This window comes from Vibrio sp. NFR (assembly GCF_027587095.1).
Lineage (GTDB): Bacteria > Pseudomonadota > Gammaproteobacteria > Enterobacterales > Vibrionaceae > Vibrio > Vibrio harveyi.
The window spans coordinates 128,789-146,609 of sequence record NZ_JAPPTN010000008.1 but is presented as its reverse complement, the minus strand read 5'-3'; the positions used below and the strand labels follow the sequence as shown (position 1 = coordinate 146,609).

Genomic DNA, 17,821 nt, shown 5'->3' with positions numbered 1-17,821 from the left:
TTATGCTTCCACTTAGTTTTATACAACGTTGAATAGTCCGTCCTTACTTATCCAAAGTTTGTTTACTTACCTGTTCTTTGAAGGGGATTGGATGACGTATGTACACCCAAGTAACCTCATCCTTCGGGAGCGCACTACCTTGAAGTCACTTGGGTATCGTTAGCTTAAGTGGAATAAATATAATATGAAAAATCTTACCAAATTCGTTGTTGTGGGGTCCCTCCTTTCATGTGCAGCAGCTCAGGCTGGAGGCTTGTACTTGTACGAGACTTCTACCACAGATATTGGTTTAGCCTCTGCTGGTATGGCAGCGCGAGCGCATGATGCCTCAGTAATGGCGGCTAACCCCGCAGGTTTATCCAATGTAGCGGGTCAATCTTTCTCTGGTCATCTGATTAGCTTGTATGGTGATGCAACGCTAGACACCATCGATGGTGGAGATGCCGGTAATATCATAGGTTACGTGCCTCTTGGCTCAGCCTTCTATAGCCAACAGGTAAACGACAAGTGGACTTTAGGCATTGGTATGTATGGGAATTATGGTCTGGGATTGGAATATGACCAGCTTTTTAACCGTATCGATATTCCTAATGCCATCACTCAAGCCGTAACGGTTCAGCCTTCTGCTTCTTACCGTATCAACGAACAGTGGTCTGTGGGTGCTGCGCTTGGCATTCACTACGGGATTCTTGATATGGATGTAAAAGTGGACGGAACTTCGCTAGCCGGCGGTATTGAAGATACCGATGTCCAAGTGAATGGTCGTGTTGGCGCGCTTTATGAGCTGAACTCGGGGACACGTTTAGGTTTATCTTATTCTAGTGAAGCAGAATTCGACTTCGCAGATAAAGACCTGACAACCAGCGCAGTGTTACCTCAACAGGTAGTATTTAGTGCTTATCATGAGCTAAACGACAAACTTGCCCTTATGGGTAACTTGAACTGGCAAGATTGGAGCGCGTACGACACCTTGATGGGAGTGGAAACACAAGATACTTATCAAGTCGCGATTGGATCCCAATACAAGATCAACAGTAAGGTGACATGGAATGCGGGTTTTGCGTTTGATACGAGTATGTACGCAGATCAGTCAAACGGTGACCTTACGATTCCTGCTGGTAAATCTTATCGTTTAGGTACTGGTTTTGATTACAAGATTGATGAAGCAAGCTCGGTATCTGTAGCATTTGAAGCAATGCTAATTGATTCATCTGAAATCAAATTGGCGGGCATTCCCGTTGCGAACTTTGATGACCCAGCGTTGTATTTCCTAAGTGTCGGTTACAACTGGAAAAACCAATAAATCAGTTTAAAACAACGGTAAGCAGGTGTTCGCTTACCGTTGTTTTATTGTTATTGATTGTTCTCGAGTTTCTCGCGGTATTGTTCTTGTAGAATGTACATGCGTTTTACGTCACGGTAGCTGCCGTTGATAAAGAACTCTTGCACCAAATGCCCCTCTTCAATAAAGCCGCACTTTTGATATAGGTGAACGGCTTTTTCGTTGTCTAAAGCAACCAAAAGATAGATTTTGTGCAGGTTAAGAATCGAGAACGAATAATCCAAAGCTCGATTGATGACCTCTTCCGCGTAGCCACGTCCTTGATGGTCTGGTGCGATGATGATTTGAAATTCTGCACTACGGTGAATGTAATTAATCTCTATTAACTCTACCAGACCAATTAATACACCATGTTCATCTTCTACGACAAAGCGGCGCTCAGCATCATCGTGAATGTGCTTGCGGTAAAGTTCCTCTAATTCATCATGGGATTCGTACGGCTCTTCAAACCAATACGTCATAATATTGCGGTTGTTGTTGAGGTCGTGAATAAAGCGCAGGTCTGAACGTTCTAAAGCACGAATAGTGAGACCATTTTTCATCGTTTATCTCCAGAGAGCAAAAGCATAATCAAAGGTAATTATGATTCCTCCATCTTAGCTCATTAGGGGGAAATCTCCCCTTTACTTCTCTGAGTTTAAGACGGTAAAAGCGATCTTCGTCATACCCTTACAATCCCTTTAAATATAAGGACTTCGGTAATAATAAAAGTTAATCATAACGACAAAAAACCTGATTAGTTTAAGGGTGCGATTTCAGATTAAATACCGCCAACGACTTAAGGTCATAATCTACATACACAAGGTATTAAATATGTTTTCAATCGGTGACGTAGTAGTAGCTACTAAAGGTATCGAGCTAGGCGAAATGGTTGTTACAGGTCTAAGCAGCGGCGGTTTTTACGCGCACGTTAAAGCTGGCGAAAAAACGCTAACTTACCCAGCTAAAGATCTTAAGAAAGCATAATTTAATTTGCTGACTTGCGAAAAAGGTAGCTCACGAGCTGCCTTTTTTTGTGCCTACAATTCCTTCCTAAATTCCTACTTTATTTCCCTCTGATTTATTTTTATTCAATTTTGATTCATTGTGGTTATACCCAAGTAACCTCGAGATGCTAGGTTCAGCGAGAATGACTTGGTTTGTAGACGCGGCGGCGATTTAAAGATCTAGTCATTCTAAATCAAGAATCGGCAACAAAGTATACAAGCCAAGGCAGCTCGCCCTTTGGGAGCGTGTCATTGACCCGATTGCTGCGTCAAACAACTTGGAAAGAGCTAGCTATTACACTGCGTTGTTTTCCTTACTCTCGAATCAATGACAGCGCTCTGAATCCTGCATCTTGAAGTCACTTGGGTATATATACCATTTTGACTCATATCAATAAAAGCTTTGGTTTTAAGTTGTTGTTTTTATGTTGTATTTTTTACTTATCTCCACAAGTGTCTGTTTTTATAAACTTTAGATGTTAAATTAGTTGCTCATCTAAATATTCGATTAATATCAATTCCTTTTTCCCATTTTTAAATATTTGGGCATTTCAATAACTTTCGCCTTAACTGATTTAGGGGAACAGTTATGAATAAAAAGAAAATAGCACTAGGGATCGTGGGAGTTGGTTTGGTGGCTTACTTCGGTACCGTTTACATGGTGAACCAAGACGATAAAAAGGTAGCTCAACAGAATCTGACGCAATTTAGCTCGTTAGATCAATCTACGTTGGATTACCAAGCAATGAAAGTACTGGCAGACAAAGGCTGCGGTTACTGCCATACACCAAATAGCGAAATGCCTTTCTACTCAGAAATGCCAGTCGCGAAACAGATAATGGAAGCGGACGTCAAAGTCGCGATGCGCCACTTTGATATGACCAATTTGTTTGATGACGTGAAGCAAAGTAACCCGGTGTCTGAGGTTGCGCTTGCTCGACTTGAGAAAGTGCTTTACGACGATTCCATGCCGCCAGCGATTTACCTGACCATGCACTGGTCAGCAAGCATGTCAAAAGATGAAAAGCACACGCTGTTAAAGTGGATTCGCGAAAAACGATCAGAGCGTCATGCGCAATCGCCTGTATCTGAAGAGCGTAAAGGCAAAGTCCTACAGCCAATTTACACCATGTTTGAAACTGATGCAGATAAAGCTGAGTTAGGTAAGGTGCTTTATCATGACACGCGATTGTCAGGAGACAATAGTGTCTCATGTGCATCATGCCATAGCCTTGATACAGGCGGCGTGGACCGACTAGTAACCTCTGTTGGCATTCATGGTCAAGTCGGCGGTATTAACGCGCCAACCGTTTTCAATGCCGTGTACAACAAACTGCAATTCTGGGATGGTCGTGCTGCAGATCTGCAAGATCAGGCTGGTGGTCCTCCATTTAACCCAATTGAAATGGGCTCTGTGGATTGGGATGAAATTGTCGACAAGTTAAGCCAAGACCCAGAAATGGTCGCGATGTTCAAAAAGGTTTATTCAGGTGACATCAATGGCAACAACATTACGGACGCGATTGCCGAGTTTGAGAAAACGCTTACCACGCCAAACAGCCGTTTCGACCAGTATTTGATGGGTAATACGGATGCACTGGACTCACATGAGAAATATGGTTTGATGTTGTTCAAGAAATACGACTGCCAAACCTGTCACGCAGGTGAAGCCATGGGTGGTGAAACGTTTGAAACCATGGGTATGAAAGCCGATTACTTCGCAGACCGTGGCACAGAAATGACCGATGCAGATCTTGGTCGCTACAACTTCACTGGCAATAAAGAAGATAAGCATAAGTTCAAAGTGCCAACGTTACGCAACATTGAACTGACGCCGCCATACTTCCATGATGGTCATGCGGATACGTTAAACAAAGCCATCTACGACATGGGTAAGTATCAAGTCGGTGTGGAGATGTCAGAACAAGAAGTTGACGCTATCAAAGCCTTCCTCAAAACCTTGACGGGTGACTATGAAGGCCGCCCATTGAGTTAAGCTTAAGTAATATGCCAAAGCGAATCTTTGATAAAAGATAGCTCCCACACTTAAGACCACCTTGAACTGAGGTGGTCTTTTTTATGCTCCGAACTCAACCAAATCAGCACTTTAGTGATTGGTTTGTCGACCCTTCTAGATGATAATGACGCCTTAATTTCATCCATATAAAAAGAACGAAAAATATTATGAAAGTGATAGTTAAGAACGCTCAAAAACAACACGCTCAAGGCATTACCGAAGTGTTGAACCCAATTATCGAAGAGGGCTTATATACGATTCTCGATACCACCTTTACGACAGAAGAGGAAGAAAGCTTTATTGAGAGCTTTCCTGAAATGGGCGTATTTAATGTGGCATTGAACCCAATCGATGAGAGTGAAGAAGAGGGCACTGTGCTGGGTTTCCAAACGTAGAGCCTTTCGCGAGTTATACCAAGGCGTTTGCGCACGTTGGTATTATCGGTACCTTCGTTGATGCAAAATATCGTCGCCAAGGTGTGGCTTCGGCTCTGTTTACCGCTACCTTTGCTGATGCGAAATCGAAAGGTTATGAAAAGCTGTTTGCGTATGTGAGAGAAGACAACCCTAACGCACTTGCCACGTATCTAAAACATGGTTTTGAAGTAGTTGGTACGGCAAAGAAGCACGCCAAGATTAACGGTCAGTATATCAATGAAGTTCTGATTGAGAAGTTTCTCTAACGCTTAGAAGGAAAGCAAGATGCACAATATGCATAAGTCAGCAGGTATCATCATTAAAAACGGCGCACTTCTGGTGTTACGTTCAAAAGGCAAAGACACCTTCTACGCGCCAGGTGGAAAACTTGATAGTGGCGAAACTTCAGAGCAAGCATTATGTCGCGAGCTACATGAAGAAGTGGGGATTAAGGTAACGGAAGAGAACTTGGTATTGTTTGGGCGATTTGAAGCACCAGCGCACGATAAAGACGGCATTACTTTGGTCATGGATGTGTTCTTCGTTAGCGATTACTCGGGCGAGGTGGTTGCCAGTAATGAAATCGAAGAGTGCCAATGGATAGATTCTTCAAACGTCGATGACGTCGTGATAAGTACGATTTTTCGCAATAACGTATTCCCTAAGTTGGTGGAACAAGGACTGGTTAAATAGCGCACCCTTGAGTCACTGATAGAAAGTAACACGCCCGTAATGTGAGAGCATTACGGGCGTTGTCTTTCGAGCTTTGTTCTAATCGCTATTCAGATAATCGATTTGAATCAGCCATTGTTTGGCAGAGCTGTCAAACTTGCCTCCAAGTAAAGATTCCAATAATGGTTTTGCTTGTCGGTACTGATGCAATTCAAAATGAGCAATTGCCTTAAGCAGTTGCCACCTCTGGTTCTCTGGTTGCTGCTTAATTTGTTGCTTTAATAGCGGGACGGCTTGCTCCCAGCGTTGTTCTGAATAAGCCAGCTGTGCTTTGATGGCTAATGAACTTGCTTGAGATAACGAGTCTAACAACTTAATTGCCTGGTCACGCTGACGGGATTTTAGCAGCGCGTGAAGTTTCAACTTGTTGACCTTCTCTTGGTATTCTGAAGAAGGCGTATATTCACTCAAAGTGTGATAAGCAAGAGCCGGAGTTTTAGCTTCAAGTTGCAGCTGCGCAAGAAGAATTCGTTGCGGCTCGGTGAGTTTATGTAAATCTTTAACGACGAGAAGTGAGGCAACTGCCTTCGCATTCTGCCCATAGTGAATGTGTGATTGAGCCAAACGCGACCAGAATTTATCTTGGTTTGGATAGAGCTCGGTTACTTTCAACAGCAAGGCATACTCTTTTTCAAATGCTTCTAATCGTTGATAGCTTGCTAAAAGTAATTGATACCGTTGCTGCGTAGCGTCGAGCTTTACTGCAGCTTTCATAATGGTTGCAGTTTCTTGCCACTTCTCAAGTTGATAAGCACTATGTCCTGCGATGGTGCTAACCTCAGCAATTAGTGCGTCCGTCAGTTTGACTTGTCCTTTTTCCAACTCTGATTGGTAGAGTTTTTGCCATACTGCGAATTGGCTCAATACATCGAGGTAACGTTGGTTTTGATAATTGAGCTGCACCGCGAGACGAAGGAGTTGTTCACGATTAGCGGAATTCCTTGTTAGTGTCAGCAATTCGTTTGTTCTGTCGAGGGCACACGACAACATTTCTAGCTTTAAGCAAGCTTGTAAATAAAGGCTTTTTGTCAGCTCTTGAGTTTCCGCATTACTACCTTGGTGGTTATCGTGAAATCGTGCAAAGGCATTTATCTCGAAGTCGTCACGCTCCAAAAAACGGCTTAATTTCTGGTATTGCTCAAATGTCTCAATGTCCACTTGTGCATGCGTTGTAAAGCTGAGAAAGACTAAGCAGAGCAGGGCTGTAAATCTCACTATTTAGTCCTCTAAGCTGTAGTTCAATGTAACTTGTTGCCACTGTTCTCCAGATTGTGGAGGAACAAACTTCCAGCGCATTACGGAGCGCAATGATGAGCGAAGAAAAACGCCTTTCGGAGACTCTTCAACCACTTTGTACTGTATTGCTTCACCTTGTTGGCTTATTAACAAAGAGAAAGTGATGTGCCCTTCAATACCGTTTCGTTTGGCTTTCGTCGGGTATTTTGGGGGAATCTGATAAGTGGGTTTTGCCATCACAACCTGAGATTGAAATTGACTGCCCTGATGAACACCCGCTCCCGAAAAAGAAAAATCAAAAGTTAAATGGACATCTATTTCATCACTGGGTTTAAAAGTAACCTTCGGCAACGTGACCATGCTGTCCATATCTGGGATGGTAAAGTCAACCAACGCAGGACGAGCAGGAGCTGAAGTAGGCGCGCTTGCAACCACGACAGGCTTAGTAACCTCAAGCTCCTTGGGCTTTTTGTGCGACGTGATTGTTTGGACATAGATCTGGTTTGAACTGCGCTCTGGTTTTGCCCTAGGCGTTGATATCAAAAGGTGCAGGAGAGCAACCAATAGCAAGTTGATGAATACAGCAGCTGCCAATATACCTAGCAGTTTTGATTTACTGCTCTTTGGTAGCGATAGCAACATTGTTTAGCCCTGATAAGCGTAAAGTGTCAATGACGGAAATGAGCGTTCCCGTATCTAAGCTGCGGTCGGCATTCACGATCGCATTGGTTGGCTTCTTATCGACCAAGTAAGCTTTTACTTGGAATTGAAGCTGGCTGAGGTTGACGTTTTGTCCGTTAAACCAAATATTATGATCGCGATCGACACTCACCGAAATGGTCTCTGCTTTTGGTTTCAATGATGAGCTGGATGCACTAGGTCTATCGACTTCCATCGTCGACTCTTTTTGAAAGTTCGCCGATAAAATAAAAAAGATCAGCAGAATAAAAACCACGTCGATCAAAGGAGTAAGGTCAACTTGAGGTGACTCTTCTCTATCTGTGAAGGATTTAATTTTCATAGGATTTCCATTGATTGGCGAAGTGGACTAAAAGTTTTTCCTGCTGTCTCTTGAGGTTGTAAGCTAGGTACATACCAGACAGTGCTGCGAGCAATCCTGCTAGTGTGGTGAGCATCGCTTGGCTGATGCCTTCCGACACTGCGTTTAGAACATCATCGCTGTTCAATTGCTCAAAACAGGTCATCATGCCATCCACTGTGCCGAGTAACCCAAGCATTGGCAGAATTCGGACAAAAAGACGTATCTCATTAAGTCCAACACTGAGGTGTTGTCTAATCTCGCTTAACCATCCATTTTCAAGGTAGAGGCGCTCGTTGTCCTGAATACCGTAGTATTGCTTGATCTTTTGCGAGAACTGAGTGTTTAAGTCCGTGCTCTTTAAGGTGTGAAAACGCAAGTAACAATGTAGGATGAGACCCCACATAACAAGTGAAACTAAGCCGATAGACCACATAATTGGGTGATCCATCGGTAAGCGTGCAGCGAGCACTTGCTCTAGCATGTTCCTTGGTTCCCATAACGAATATCTACAACCAAACTGGTTACTTGATGCTCTATGATTTCTGCAAGTTGCTGAGCTTGAGTTTTAACTAAGCAATGCAAGATGAGCAGAGGAACAGCAACCAGAAGTCCCAGCTTGGTCGTGAGTAGTGCCTCAGCAATACCGCCAGAAAGCAGTTCTCCATCTGTGACGCCTTGAGAGGTGATCACTGAAAAGGTCTCAATCATGCCGCCAACGGTTCCGAGCAGTCCCATTAACGGAGCAATGGCTGCTAGTACGGCTAAGGTACCTATACCTCTGTGCAGCCAAGGCATTTCTCGACTCACGTTTGCATCTACTACATCTTCCATTTGCTGATGAGCATTGCAGTTTTTCAGTTGCATGAGTACACGACCTAACATGTTGTTTTCTGAAAGTTCATCCAACTGACTCGCTTGTTTTTTTACCGCCTGCTTTTCTTTCGTCAAAGTAATCAAGCGAGCAATTCCGATAGAAAAGCCAATTATGGCTAGAACAACAATAAGCGCACCAACCATGCCTGCAGCCAAGTAGCTCTCGTACCATTTCGGTTGATTCGCTAAAACATCAAAACCAAATCCAAAGCTTGGATCGACTGCCCATTGTCCTTGTGTGATATCAAGCTGCGGTTGTGGTGAGACTTGTCGCCATTGTTGACGAGCACCATCAAATTTCAACCAACCATAATCTTGCGAAAACTGACTAAATGCCCCCACTAGTTGAACTGGTGCTTTTTCAATGTTTCCGTTGGGAAGCAGTATCTCTCCCTTTACAACGTTTACTCGGCTGGAGGCTGAGATTTGTTGAACCATCGCAAGCCAGAGATTATTGATAGAAGCGATACTGAAATTATTTTTCTGAACAGGTAAGAGTGTTTGGCTCTCAAACCATGTAGCGAGAGGTTTATTGTTAGAGATAAAGTTGTTTTGTTGCGCAGATGTCAGCTCTATAACCTCTTCAATATCCGCCTGTGCAAGCTGCACTTGTTTTTGTTTGTCACTTAGCTTTTCTTGAAGTGCGATAATGGCTTCTTCAAGCTTCGCATTGCTTGAGTTCAACTCTTGCAGCTTGAGTTGTAGGGATTCAACCTGCCCATTAACCTCTTGAAGCTGATGACTTTTTTGTGATTTCAATTGCTTGTAACGTTGAATGTCTTCTTTGCTGCTTTGTTCTACACGCTTAAAAATCTCTTGAAGAGTGTCACTTCCGCTACGTTCTTCGATGGTATTGACACCTACTGCTGGAGCAATATTAAAAATAACCAGTAAAATGGCACTCAACAGGTGTGAATAGTTTGGTTTCCAGAGGAAGTTTTTCATGGTTACTGCGCCTTTGGAAGGGTAAGAACAGGGTAGGTCATGCCGCTGTTGAACGCGATAAGTGCTCGCTCAACCTGCTTGGTCTCATCCACTGATAATGTCATCCATTGTTGGCTTTCTGATTGCCATACGCCAGCAGTTGCAGCATCAAGTGATAGGTAGTAATAACCTAGACGGCCAACTCTCAGGTATTGAACTTCTTGATTAGGCGTTAATCGGCCAAACCAAGCTTTTACTTGAGACCCGTATTGGATCTCGATTTGATAAGCGATAAGGATGCGTTCGAGTTTTTCCGCATCGGTCAATTGAGGGTTATCTAGCTCTGATGTCAGTTGCTGTACCCGTTCAAGTCTTGAATCTCTATCAAAAGGGATATCCGCTAAAACCAGTTCCTTGAGCGTCGTCGTCATTTGCTCTAATAACGGATACAAGTTCACTTTAGTTTGGCGGATGTTCTCCATCTTGCCATCTAAGTTTTGAATCGCATTTTCCAGTTGTTGAAGCTGTTTGGTGAGCTGCTGCTGGTAGCGAGACTGTAACCGGATTTCGTGGTCGAGGTTTCTTACCACTTCACGTTGCAATTGTGTTTGGTCATCAATGCTCTCGACCTTTTTTTGCTCCGAAGATGATAATTCGATATTACCAACTTGCTCTTGAAGGTGCTGGATAGTGTTTGATTCTGCAAAAGCTGTGTTTTGCAGACAAAGTGAGAGTATTGCTAAGGGTGTAAAACGAGGTTGAATCATCAGTTTGAGTACTGTTTTTGGTTGGTTTTATTCTAACGAATAATCTTAAAGTCTTGGGAATGATAATTGTTTTTAATTGGAAGTGAAGCGTTATTTTTTACTCTACTCTTGGTTTTTTGAGTTAAGTTGCTGAATTTTAATTAATTAAAAAATAAATGAACTCAGATGGAAAATGAGTTGTCAGAAATTATTGTTATAACTACGCGTTTTCAATTTTATCGATTGCGTTAACAAAAATGAATTTTTTATAAAAAACTCATGTTAACGGAATGTTTGCGTATTTGTTTGTTTTCGACATTTTATTCCAAATGAGATTTAGTTTCATTTGGCTCTTTTCGCATAAGGGATTTGAGAGAGTTAGACTTGTTTTTATAGGCTGAGTGAATGTTATCTATTTATTAATGGAACAAGGTATCTAACACATTATTCTGTGCTTATCACAGCTGTTAGTGGGATTTACTTGTTGAATGACTTGTTGATAGCATTAATGATAACAATTATCACTTACAAGCTTTTACAATGCACCCTTTCAATAAAACTTTGCTTGCAGCGACCATTGCGTCGCTATGTTCCGTATCTAACGTTTATGCAGAAACGGAAACGCCGTCCGAAACTCCATCTGATCTAACTGTAAATGTGACAGACACAAGAGATGATGAGCTTTCAACTAAACAAACACTTGATGCTGATGACATTAAAGACACTCCTTCATCTAACGGCAACTTAACTGACTACCTAAAAGACAACCCAAATGTTCGTTTTGCTGGTGGTGATTTAGATGGTTTACAAGGTGGTGAGATTAAGCCTACGTCAATATCGATCAATGGCGCTGAGCCTGAGCAAACGGCTTATCTGCTAGATGGTATTAATGTAAACAACGATATCGACCCTAGTCACTCATTGTTCGATGGCTCAATGGCGGTAAACCCAAGTAAAAGTTCTGAGCAAGCGTATTTCTTTGATGCAAACCTTTTGTCGGGAATTACGACATACACTAGTGATGTTCCAGTAAGTCTAGGTGGTTTTACCGGAGGTGCTGTTGTTGCTGAAACTCGCCAATACAGCGGTGAGAATCGAGTAAAACTTCGTTATAGAGGTACACAGTCTGATTGGGCTTCTATTCATATTGATGATCATGTAAAAGCGGCTACTGAGAGTCTTGAACCACTTGGTGCTGACGCGACATATCAGCCTAAATACAAAAAGAATTTCTTTAGCGTGATGGCTGAGCAAGCGCTAACTGATGACGTTGGTATGGTGCTTGGTTTTAGCCGCCGAGATTCTGATATCCAGCAAACAAGACTTTTGAACCCAACAGGTAAGCGTGACAAACAAGATCACACTCGTCGTTCTGATAACTTTTTGGCGAACTTCAACTGGACGCCAGATGTGGATCATAGATTAGAGTTTGGCTTGCGTTTGTCTGACTACAGTGAAGGTAAATACTATGCTACCAACACCGAAGGGGATGTAACGGATACTCACTTAGCATACGGTTCAACGATCAAATGGACACAGAAGCTTGGTGCAGGTTCTTTCTCAGCAACTGCAGCTTACGACAAATTCAGAGACGAGAGAGATTCATCATCAAACGATGCTAACGTTTATATCGAATTTGATCCTTCGTTTGAATACTACGAAGGCGGTTACGGTGATAGTCAAATGACTCAGCAGAATATTAATCTGAAGCTTACCTATGACTTTGATTTAATTGAAACTGGTCCGCTAACACACTTAATCTCATTGGGTGCTGATTACCGCAAAACAGACTTCAAGTTTAATCGTGATCATGATGTAAACATCAACACGCTTATGACTTGGGGCGGTGTGGAGTTCAATAGATCTGCTGAAACGCTAAATGCTGGTTCGGTTGATACTGACTACCAAGATTACGCGCTGTATGTTGAGGACCAAATCCAAATTGGTAATTTGACGCTTCGCCCGGGTATCCGAGTTGATCGCGACGACTTTTTAGAAAATACCAACGTGGCACCGCGCTTTGTTTCTTCGTTGCAAGTAACGAGAGATACCAATGTTAGCTTTGGTCTAAACCGTTACTACGGTCGTTCTTTCGCTATGATGAAGCTGACTGGTGAGATTCAAGAGCTTAACAAAGATACATCACGCGATTACTCGTCTCTGAACAACCTAGAGACCCCGCATGCAGATGAAGTGACGTTTGGTGTAACTCAAAATATCGATAACTTCGTGCTCTCAGCTAACTATGTTAGCCGTAATTACAAAGATCGAATTCGAGCGAAAGAACTCGGTGGAAGCGGCTCTAAAGTTGTTTCTTACGTGAATACTGAAAGCTACAACGTAGATGTATACACGATTCAAGCAAGAAACATTAAGCCTTGGGTATTAGGTCCGACTTACTGGACAACAACCTTGGCTGCAGATTTGACTAAGACTGATGAGTCTACTCTTGGCAATGGTTACAACGATAATGACCTTATTTATCTCGACGGTAAATTGATGACTCGTAAAGAAGCGGAACGTCAAGTTAACAGCAGTGGAGAAGAGTGGATCATTCGCCTAGGTCTTGATATGGCTGTACCTGAATATGACGTTGTTTGGGCGAACAAAGTGTACATTAAAGCACCAGTGAAAGACACCGAGTACTCAACGGATTCAGCTGAAGGTATCGAGATGTACTACAGCTATGATCACGGTACTCACACTCAATGGGATACTCGCCTACGTTACCAACCAAGCTTGTACGGCACTCACTCTGGTTACATTCAAATTGATGTACTTAACGTATTAGATGATGTTCGCCAGAAGGGATTATCTTCGACGTCTAGCAACGCAACCTTCTCTCCAGGTCGTGAGTTCTGGCTAGAGCTAGGTTACGAATTCTAATCTATTTTCTTTTGTTTGATTAAGGGTAACCAGTAGTTTTGGCTGCTGGTTGCCTTGTCGTTTTTGGTGCAACATGTCTAACCATTCTCCCCTGTCTTTAAAAGACAAACCTTTCCTCGCGCAAGTATGGTCACTTGCACACCCTTATTGGCGTAGTGATGAAAAGCGCATTGCTTGGCTGCTTTTGGGCTTAGTCGTCGGTTTAAATTATCTGATCGTTGAGGTAGCGGTTCTTTACAGTAACTGGAACCGTGACTTCTTCAATCTTATGCAAAACGAAGAATGGAATAACTTTTGGAATATGCTGGGTCAATTTGTGTTGATCATGGCGGTTTACACGGTTGTTGATTTGGCCGAGGAGTATTTACGCAGAACATTGCGGATCCGTTGGCGTCGGTGGTTAACCCATGCATTTTTACAAAAATGGTTGGGTGGAAAGCGTTTGTACCGACATCAACTGACCTATCCAGACAGTGATAACCCAGATCAGCGAATCTCTCAGGATGTGAAGGATTTTTGCGATAATACTTTAAAGATGGGACTTGGTTTACTTCGAACTGTGACGAGTCTGTTCTCGTTTGTGGTCATCTTGTGGAACCTGTCTGGCAGCTTTACGTTTGAGTTTGCTGGGAGCGAATGGGTGCTTCCGGGCTACATGGTTTGGGTTGCTATCATTTATTCTATCGTCGGTACTTGGTTAACACACAAGATCGCAAAACGTTTGGTGCCACTTAACTTTGAACAAGAAAAAAGTGAAGCAGACTTTCGTTTTCATTTGATGCGAGTGCGTGAACATGCTGAATCCATTGCATTACAGCGTGGTGAACTTGCTGAAAACCATCGCACACAAAATCTGTTTAGCAAGGTTTGGGACAACTGGCAGCAACTTACAGGTATGAAGCTAAAATACGGCGCGTTCACGAGTGGCTATAACGAAGTTGCGCGTATTTTTCCATATTTGGTCGCTTCGCCGCGCTTGATGAGCGGCGCACTTCAATTGGGCGATATGATGCAAACTGCGACTGGCTTCTACCGAGTACAAGAAGCCTTCAGTTGGTTTGTTGACTCTTATGAAGAGGTCGCAGATTGGCGTGCAGTCACTGATCGTCTTATTACTTTCCACACTCAGTTAGAGATGTTACCGACTACTAACGCTCTACCATTATCAAAACAACCGGAGTGGCGCGATCTCAACTTGTTCTCTCCGAACCAGCAGACTTTGTTGTCTGAACAAAGCGGATCTATTCATCAAAGCATCACTATTAAAGGTGTTTCTGGCGGTGGTAAAAGTACCTTTATTCGCTCGCTTGCGGGTTTATGGCCATATCAAAGTGGCGACATCAGCATGCCTGACGACAGCGAGTGTATGTTTATTCCTCAGAAACCGTATTTGCCGAACGCAACATTACGCGAAATCTTATTGTATCCAAGCGGCGGTTTAGTCTCTGACGATGTGCTCATCGATGCATTAAATCAAGCCGGTATTGCGAAGTTTGCTGAACAAATGGATCGGCAAAGTAACTGGCAACAAAGCGTTTCTGGCGGCGAGCTTCAGAAAATAATGTTAGCGAGAAGCCTAGTTCAAAAACCGCAGTGGTTGTTCTTAGATGAGGCAATGTCAGCACTTGATCCTGAAAGTTATCGTTCTATTCGCGCGGTTATGGCAGAGCAGTTACCAGAGACACATGTTGTAGAAGTCTCTCATCGTGAAGGTGGGGCAGAAGAACAAAATCAGATCACCTTATGTACTCAAACTCAATCGTTCAAATATTCATGAAGATTAATAAATTACTGCTCCTGACAAGCAGCGTCTTTTTAAGTGCTTGTCAGGTACTTGCGCCAAATAAAACGGTGGAGTCGTCCCTCGATCTTACACAAGCACTGACTTTTGATCGTCGTGCGGACGTTGGGCAACTAGAAAATGGGCTGAGCTATTACATAGCAGAAAACACCAATCCTGAATCGCGGGTCTACGTTCGTCTGGTTGTGAATGCTGGCTCAATGAACGAGGAAGATGACCAGCGTGGTGTTGCTCATATTGTTGAACATATGGCGTTTAATGGCACCAAGCATTACCCCGAGAACGAAGTAATCAAGGTTTTGGAAGAAGCGGGCATGAAGTTTGGCGTGGACATCAACGCTTTTACGGACTTTGAGAACACCGTCTACACATTGAATCTTCCAAACAACAACCCAGAAACTCTCGAGTTGGTGATGGATGTTGTGTCAGATTGGGCAAGTAATGTCACCATGCTGAAAGGCGACTTAGACGCAGAGCGTGGCATCGTATTGGAGGAATGGCGCGCTCGATTGGGGCCAATGTTACGTTTAGGGGATAAGAAGAGTGCGATTGAGATGGCCGGTTCCCGATACGTAACTCGTGACCCAATTGGTGATCCTTATACCATCCAACATGTCTCGAAATATCGAGTTGCTGATTTCTATAACAAGTGGTATCGCCCGGACAATATGTCGATTGTCATCGTGGGTGACGTCAACACTGAGCAAATGAAACAACTCATTTCGCGTAAGTTAGGTCATGACCGCACGCCAGATACGTCGCTGGAAAAAGTAGATTATAGTATTCCGCTCATCGATGGTTGGCGTAGCGAGACGGTTTCTGAAGAGGGATATTCATCACCTTCCGTTGAAGTCAGTTTCTTTTCTGAGTTCAAGCCTGATCTCAGCTACGCACGCTACCAAGATGATCTTGCACATCAAATCGCGACTCGTTTGCTCAATGTACGTTTGCAACGTTGGGAACAAGATGAAGACAATGTAGTTAATGCGGCAAACTTCTATTCATCAAATGTTGGAAGAGAAACGACGCAAGCAGTGTTCTCTCTACAGTTGGTTGACGGTGATTATGAGCAAGCAACTCAGGGCTTATTTAAGTTTGTTTCTCAGCTAGCTCAACACGGCTTTTCTGAGCAAGAGATCAACGGCGAAATCAGCCGCTTGAAAGGTGTGATTGAAAGAGGGAAAGACAAAAAAGACTATAGCATCGATCTTGCTGGCGACTTAATGGTGTCAGCGGCAAGTGGACAAACCTTGATCGACAAGGAACAAGCTTATCAGCTTAACAAGTACTTCTTAGAGCGCATTACGCCGCAACAAGTGAATGATGCTTTCAAGCAGATCATCGCACCTAAGTCACGATTGATTCTGTTAACCCAACCTTCTGATAAGCGTAAGCCAAAACTAGATGAGAAATGGGTAGAAGGAGTATGGCAAACCACGATGCAAGAGCAGCAACCACCGTGGTTTATTGATGAAAGCCAAGCCGTATTGCCTGTGGTCGATCCGAAAGTGGGGAACGTAAAGCAAGAACGAAAGTGGGCGGAGCACCGAATCACTGAGTATCGCCTAAGTAACGGGAGCAAATTGGTTTACCGTTATAGTGATAGCAATCCGGGTCAAGTGCACTTTAAAGCGCTTACTGCTGGTGGGACGCGCTCAATTCCTCAACAAGATTATCATGCGTTAAAAACGGCGGTTAGCTTAGTGGATGATACCGGAGTGGGCGTTGTACCTCAGGCGGATATTCAAACTATTTTCCGCGGCAATCCAGTGGTGATGTCTACACTCGTCGATGAGTACCAACAAGGATTCTCTGGTTGGGCGAAGACTGAGAGCTTCGAAAAAATGTTGAAGCTTTTTCATCTTAAATTAGCCGCAAGTCCTATTTCGGAGAAGTCGTTGAAAGAGTATCAAGTTGAGATGGCGCAAAAACTTAGTGGTGCTCGATTTGATGGTGCAGATCGATTTGTTCGCAAAGTCTCAGAGTTACGTTTCCCTGATATTCCTACGGTTTATAGCGACAATGGGGAACGTGCTGCAAGCTATACAGCTCAAGGTCTGAGCGAGGTGTATCAGAAGTATGTTGCGGGAAAAACGGACTATACCTATTTCGTTGTGGGTGACATATCTGCGGCTCAAATTGAATCTCTGGCTGCGCGCTACCTTGCTTCAATCAAGGTAAAAGAAGTTTCTCGTGAGTACTATGAAGTGAAAGCGTCTTCACCAAAAGTACGTTACAGCACGCCAGATTCAAAAGAGCCGAGGGCAGAAGTTGAAATCTACCTAACTCAAGATTCACAGTGGCGACCTGACAATGCTTACTATTTGGAGCTCAGTGGCGAACTGGTTCAGGAGCAACTTCGCCTTAAACTTCGTGAGCAGGCCTCAGGTGTTTATGGTGTAGCGAGTTGGTTCTGGCAAGATGTTCATAGCCCTCAAGCGGAAGGGCGAATCCTATTCACTTGTGCACCTGAGCGCGTGGATGAATTGATCTCTCTGACTCATTCGGTGTTGAGCTCTGTGGCTGAAACAGGGGCTGATGAACAAGTATTAGAAAACAAACTGCTGCAACGTGATGATCAGATTGATCGTTATCTACGTTCTGATTTAGGGATGTTAAATGCGATGGAGCAATCTTACCTTCTTACCGATAGCCCACGATTGATTCAAGCACAACGTAGAGCAAACAGTGAAGCAAGCAAACAGAAAGTGGATGCAATTATGCGTCAGTTCTTGAATCAAGCGACACGTTTTGAAGCAGTGTTATTACCAGAAAACACTGCTAAATAATCGTGTTATCAATTAAGTAAAGGCTTCAACC

Annotated in this window: 14 protein-coding genes and 1 pseudogene; 8 read left to right on the top strand and 7 right to left on the bottom strand. The window is 43.4% G+C overall.

Annotated features, from left to right (window positions below):
• Positions 1–184: 184 nt before the first annotated feature.
• The gene (locus OH463_RS16360) at positions 185–1,303 is read left to right on the top strand and encodes an OmpP1/FadL family transporter (RefSeq protein ID WP_009697082.1); all 1,119 of its coding nucleotides are present in this window, start codon (positions 185–187) and stop codon (positions 1,301–1,303) included.
• Positions 1,304–1,353: 50 nt separating this feature from the next.
• Here the strand turns inward: OH463_RS16360 and speG are convergent, their stop codons facing one another.
• Positions 1,354–1,884, bottom strand: coding sequence for a spermidine N1-acetyltransferase (gene speG, locus OH463_RS16355; RefSeq protein ID WP_005452602.1), 531 nt, complete (start codon positions 1,882–1,884; stop codon positions 1,354–1,356).
• Positions 1,885–2,155: 271 nt separating this feature from the next.
• Between speG and OH463_RS16350 the strand changes: the two genes are divergently transcribed.
• The 4 genes and pseudogenes from OH463_RS16350 to OH463_RS16335 all read left to right on the top strand — a co-directional run bounded on the left by OH463_RS16350 (position 2,156) and on the right by OH463_RS16335 (position 5,454).
• Entirely contained in the window at positions 2,156–2,308 is a 153-nt protein-coding gene (locus OH463_RS16350; protein ID WP_005452601.1) for a hypothetical protein, read from the top strand.
• Positions 2,309–2,917: 609 nt separating this feature from the next.
• Positions 2,918–4,324 carry a cytochrome-c peroxidase gene (locus OH463_RS16345; RefSeq protein WP_269991620.1) on the top strand — a complete coding sequence of 469 codons (1,407 nt, stop codon included), beginning with the start codon at positions 2,918–2,920 and terminating at the stop codon, positions 4,322–4,324.
• A gap of 188 nt (positions 4,325–4,512) precedes the next feature.
• Positions 4,513–5,027 (top strand): annotated as a pseudogene (locus OH463_RS16340) (GNAT family N-acetyltransferase).
• A gap of 28 nt (positions 5,028–5,055) precedes the next feature.
• Positions 5,056–5,454 carry an NUDIX hydrolase gene (locus OH463_RS16335; RefSeq protein WP_101959934.1) on the top strand — a complete coding sequence of 133 codons (399 nt, stop codon included), beginning with the start codon at positions 5,056–5,058 and terminating at the stop codon, positions 5,452–5,454.
• Between the two features lie 78 nt (positions 5,455–5,532).
• On the opposite strand, the gene OH463_RS16330 is transcribed toward OH463_RS16335, so the two are convergent.
• From OH463_RS16330 to OH463_RS16305, 6 genes are read right to left on the bottom strand one after another with little or no spacing between them, the layout of a single operon-like run.
• Positions 5,533–6,708 (bottom strand): tetratricopeptide repeat protein, encoded by a 1,176-nt coding sequence (locus OH463_RS16330; protein WP_269991618.1) that lies wholly within the window; start codon positions 6,706–6,708, stop codon positions 5,533–5,535.
• Between the two features lie 3 nt (positions 6,709–6,711).
• Positions 6,712–7,323 (bottom strand): energy transducer TonB, encoded by a 612-nt coding sequence (locus OH463_RS16325; protein WP_238929524.1) that lies wholly within the window; start codon positions 7,321–7,323, stop codon positions 6,712–6,714.
• A 19-nt stretch (positions 7,324–7,342) separates the two neighbouring features.
• Positions 7,343–7,750: an ExbD/TolR family protein gene (locus tag OH463_RS16320; RefSeq protein WP_029788407.1), complete on the bottom strand. Its 408-nt coding sequence runs from the start codon at positions 7,748–7,750 to the stop codon at positions 7,343–7,345.
• Positions 7,740–8,252: a MotA/TolQ/ExbB proton channel family protein gene (locus tag OH463_RS16315; protein WP_152164452.1), complete on the bottom strand. Its 513-nt coding sequence runs from the start codon at positions 8,250–8,252 to the stop codon at positions 7,740–7,742. Before OH463_RS16315 ends, OH463_RS16320 begins: the two co-directional genes overlap by 11 nt.
• The gene (locus tag OH463_RS16310) at positions 8,246–9,589 is read right to left on the bottom strand and encodes a MotA/TolQ/ExbB proton channel family protein (RefSeq protein WP_269991609.1); all 1,344 of its coding nucleotides are present in this window, start codon (positions 9,587–9,589) and stop codon (positions 8,246–8,248) included. Before OH463_RS16310 ends, OH463_RS16315 begins: the two co-directional genes overlap by 7 nt.
• Before the next feature lie 2 nt (positions 9,590–9,591).
• Positions 9,592–10,335 (bottom strand): DUF3450 family protein, encoded by a 744-nt coding sequence (locus OH463_RS16305; protein ID WP_269991607.1) that lies wholly within the window; start codon positions 10,333–10,335, stop codon positions 9,592–9,594.
• Positions 10,336–10,854: 519 nt separating this feature from the next.
• Between OH463_RS16305 and OH463_RS16300 the strand changes: the two genes are divergently transcribed.
• The 3 genes from OH463_RS16300 (at position 10,855) to OH463_RS16290 (ending at position 17,790) form a co-directional block, all read left to right on the top strand.
• Positions 10,855–13,200: a TonB-dependent receptor plug domain-containing protein gene (locus OH463_RS16300; RefSeq protein ID WP_101959897.1), complete on the top strand. Its 2,346-nt coding sequence runs from the start codon at positions 10,855–10,857 to the stop codon at positions 13,198–13,200.
• 73 nt (positions 13,201–13,273) lie between these two features.
• Entirely contained in the window at positions 13,274–14,977 is a 1,704-nt protein-coding gene (locus OH463_RS16295) for an ABC transporter ATP-binding protein/permease (protein ID WP_017818576.1), read from the top strand.
• Positions 14,974–17,790, top strand: coding sequence for a M16 family metallopeptidase (locus tag OH463_RS16290; RefSeq protein WP_269991604.1), 2,817 nt, complete (start codon positions 14,974–14,976; stop codon positions 17,788–17,790). Before OH463_RS16295 ends, OH463_RS16290 begins: the two co-directional genes overlap by 4 nt.
• The last annotated feature ends 31 nt before the right edge of the window (positions 17,791–17,821 follow it).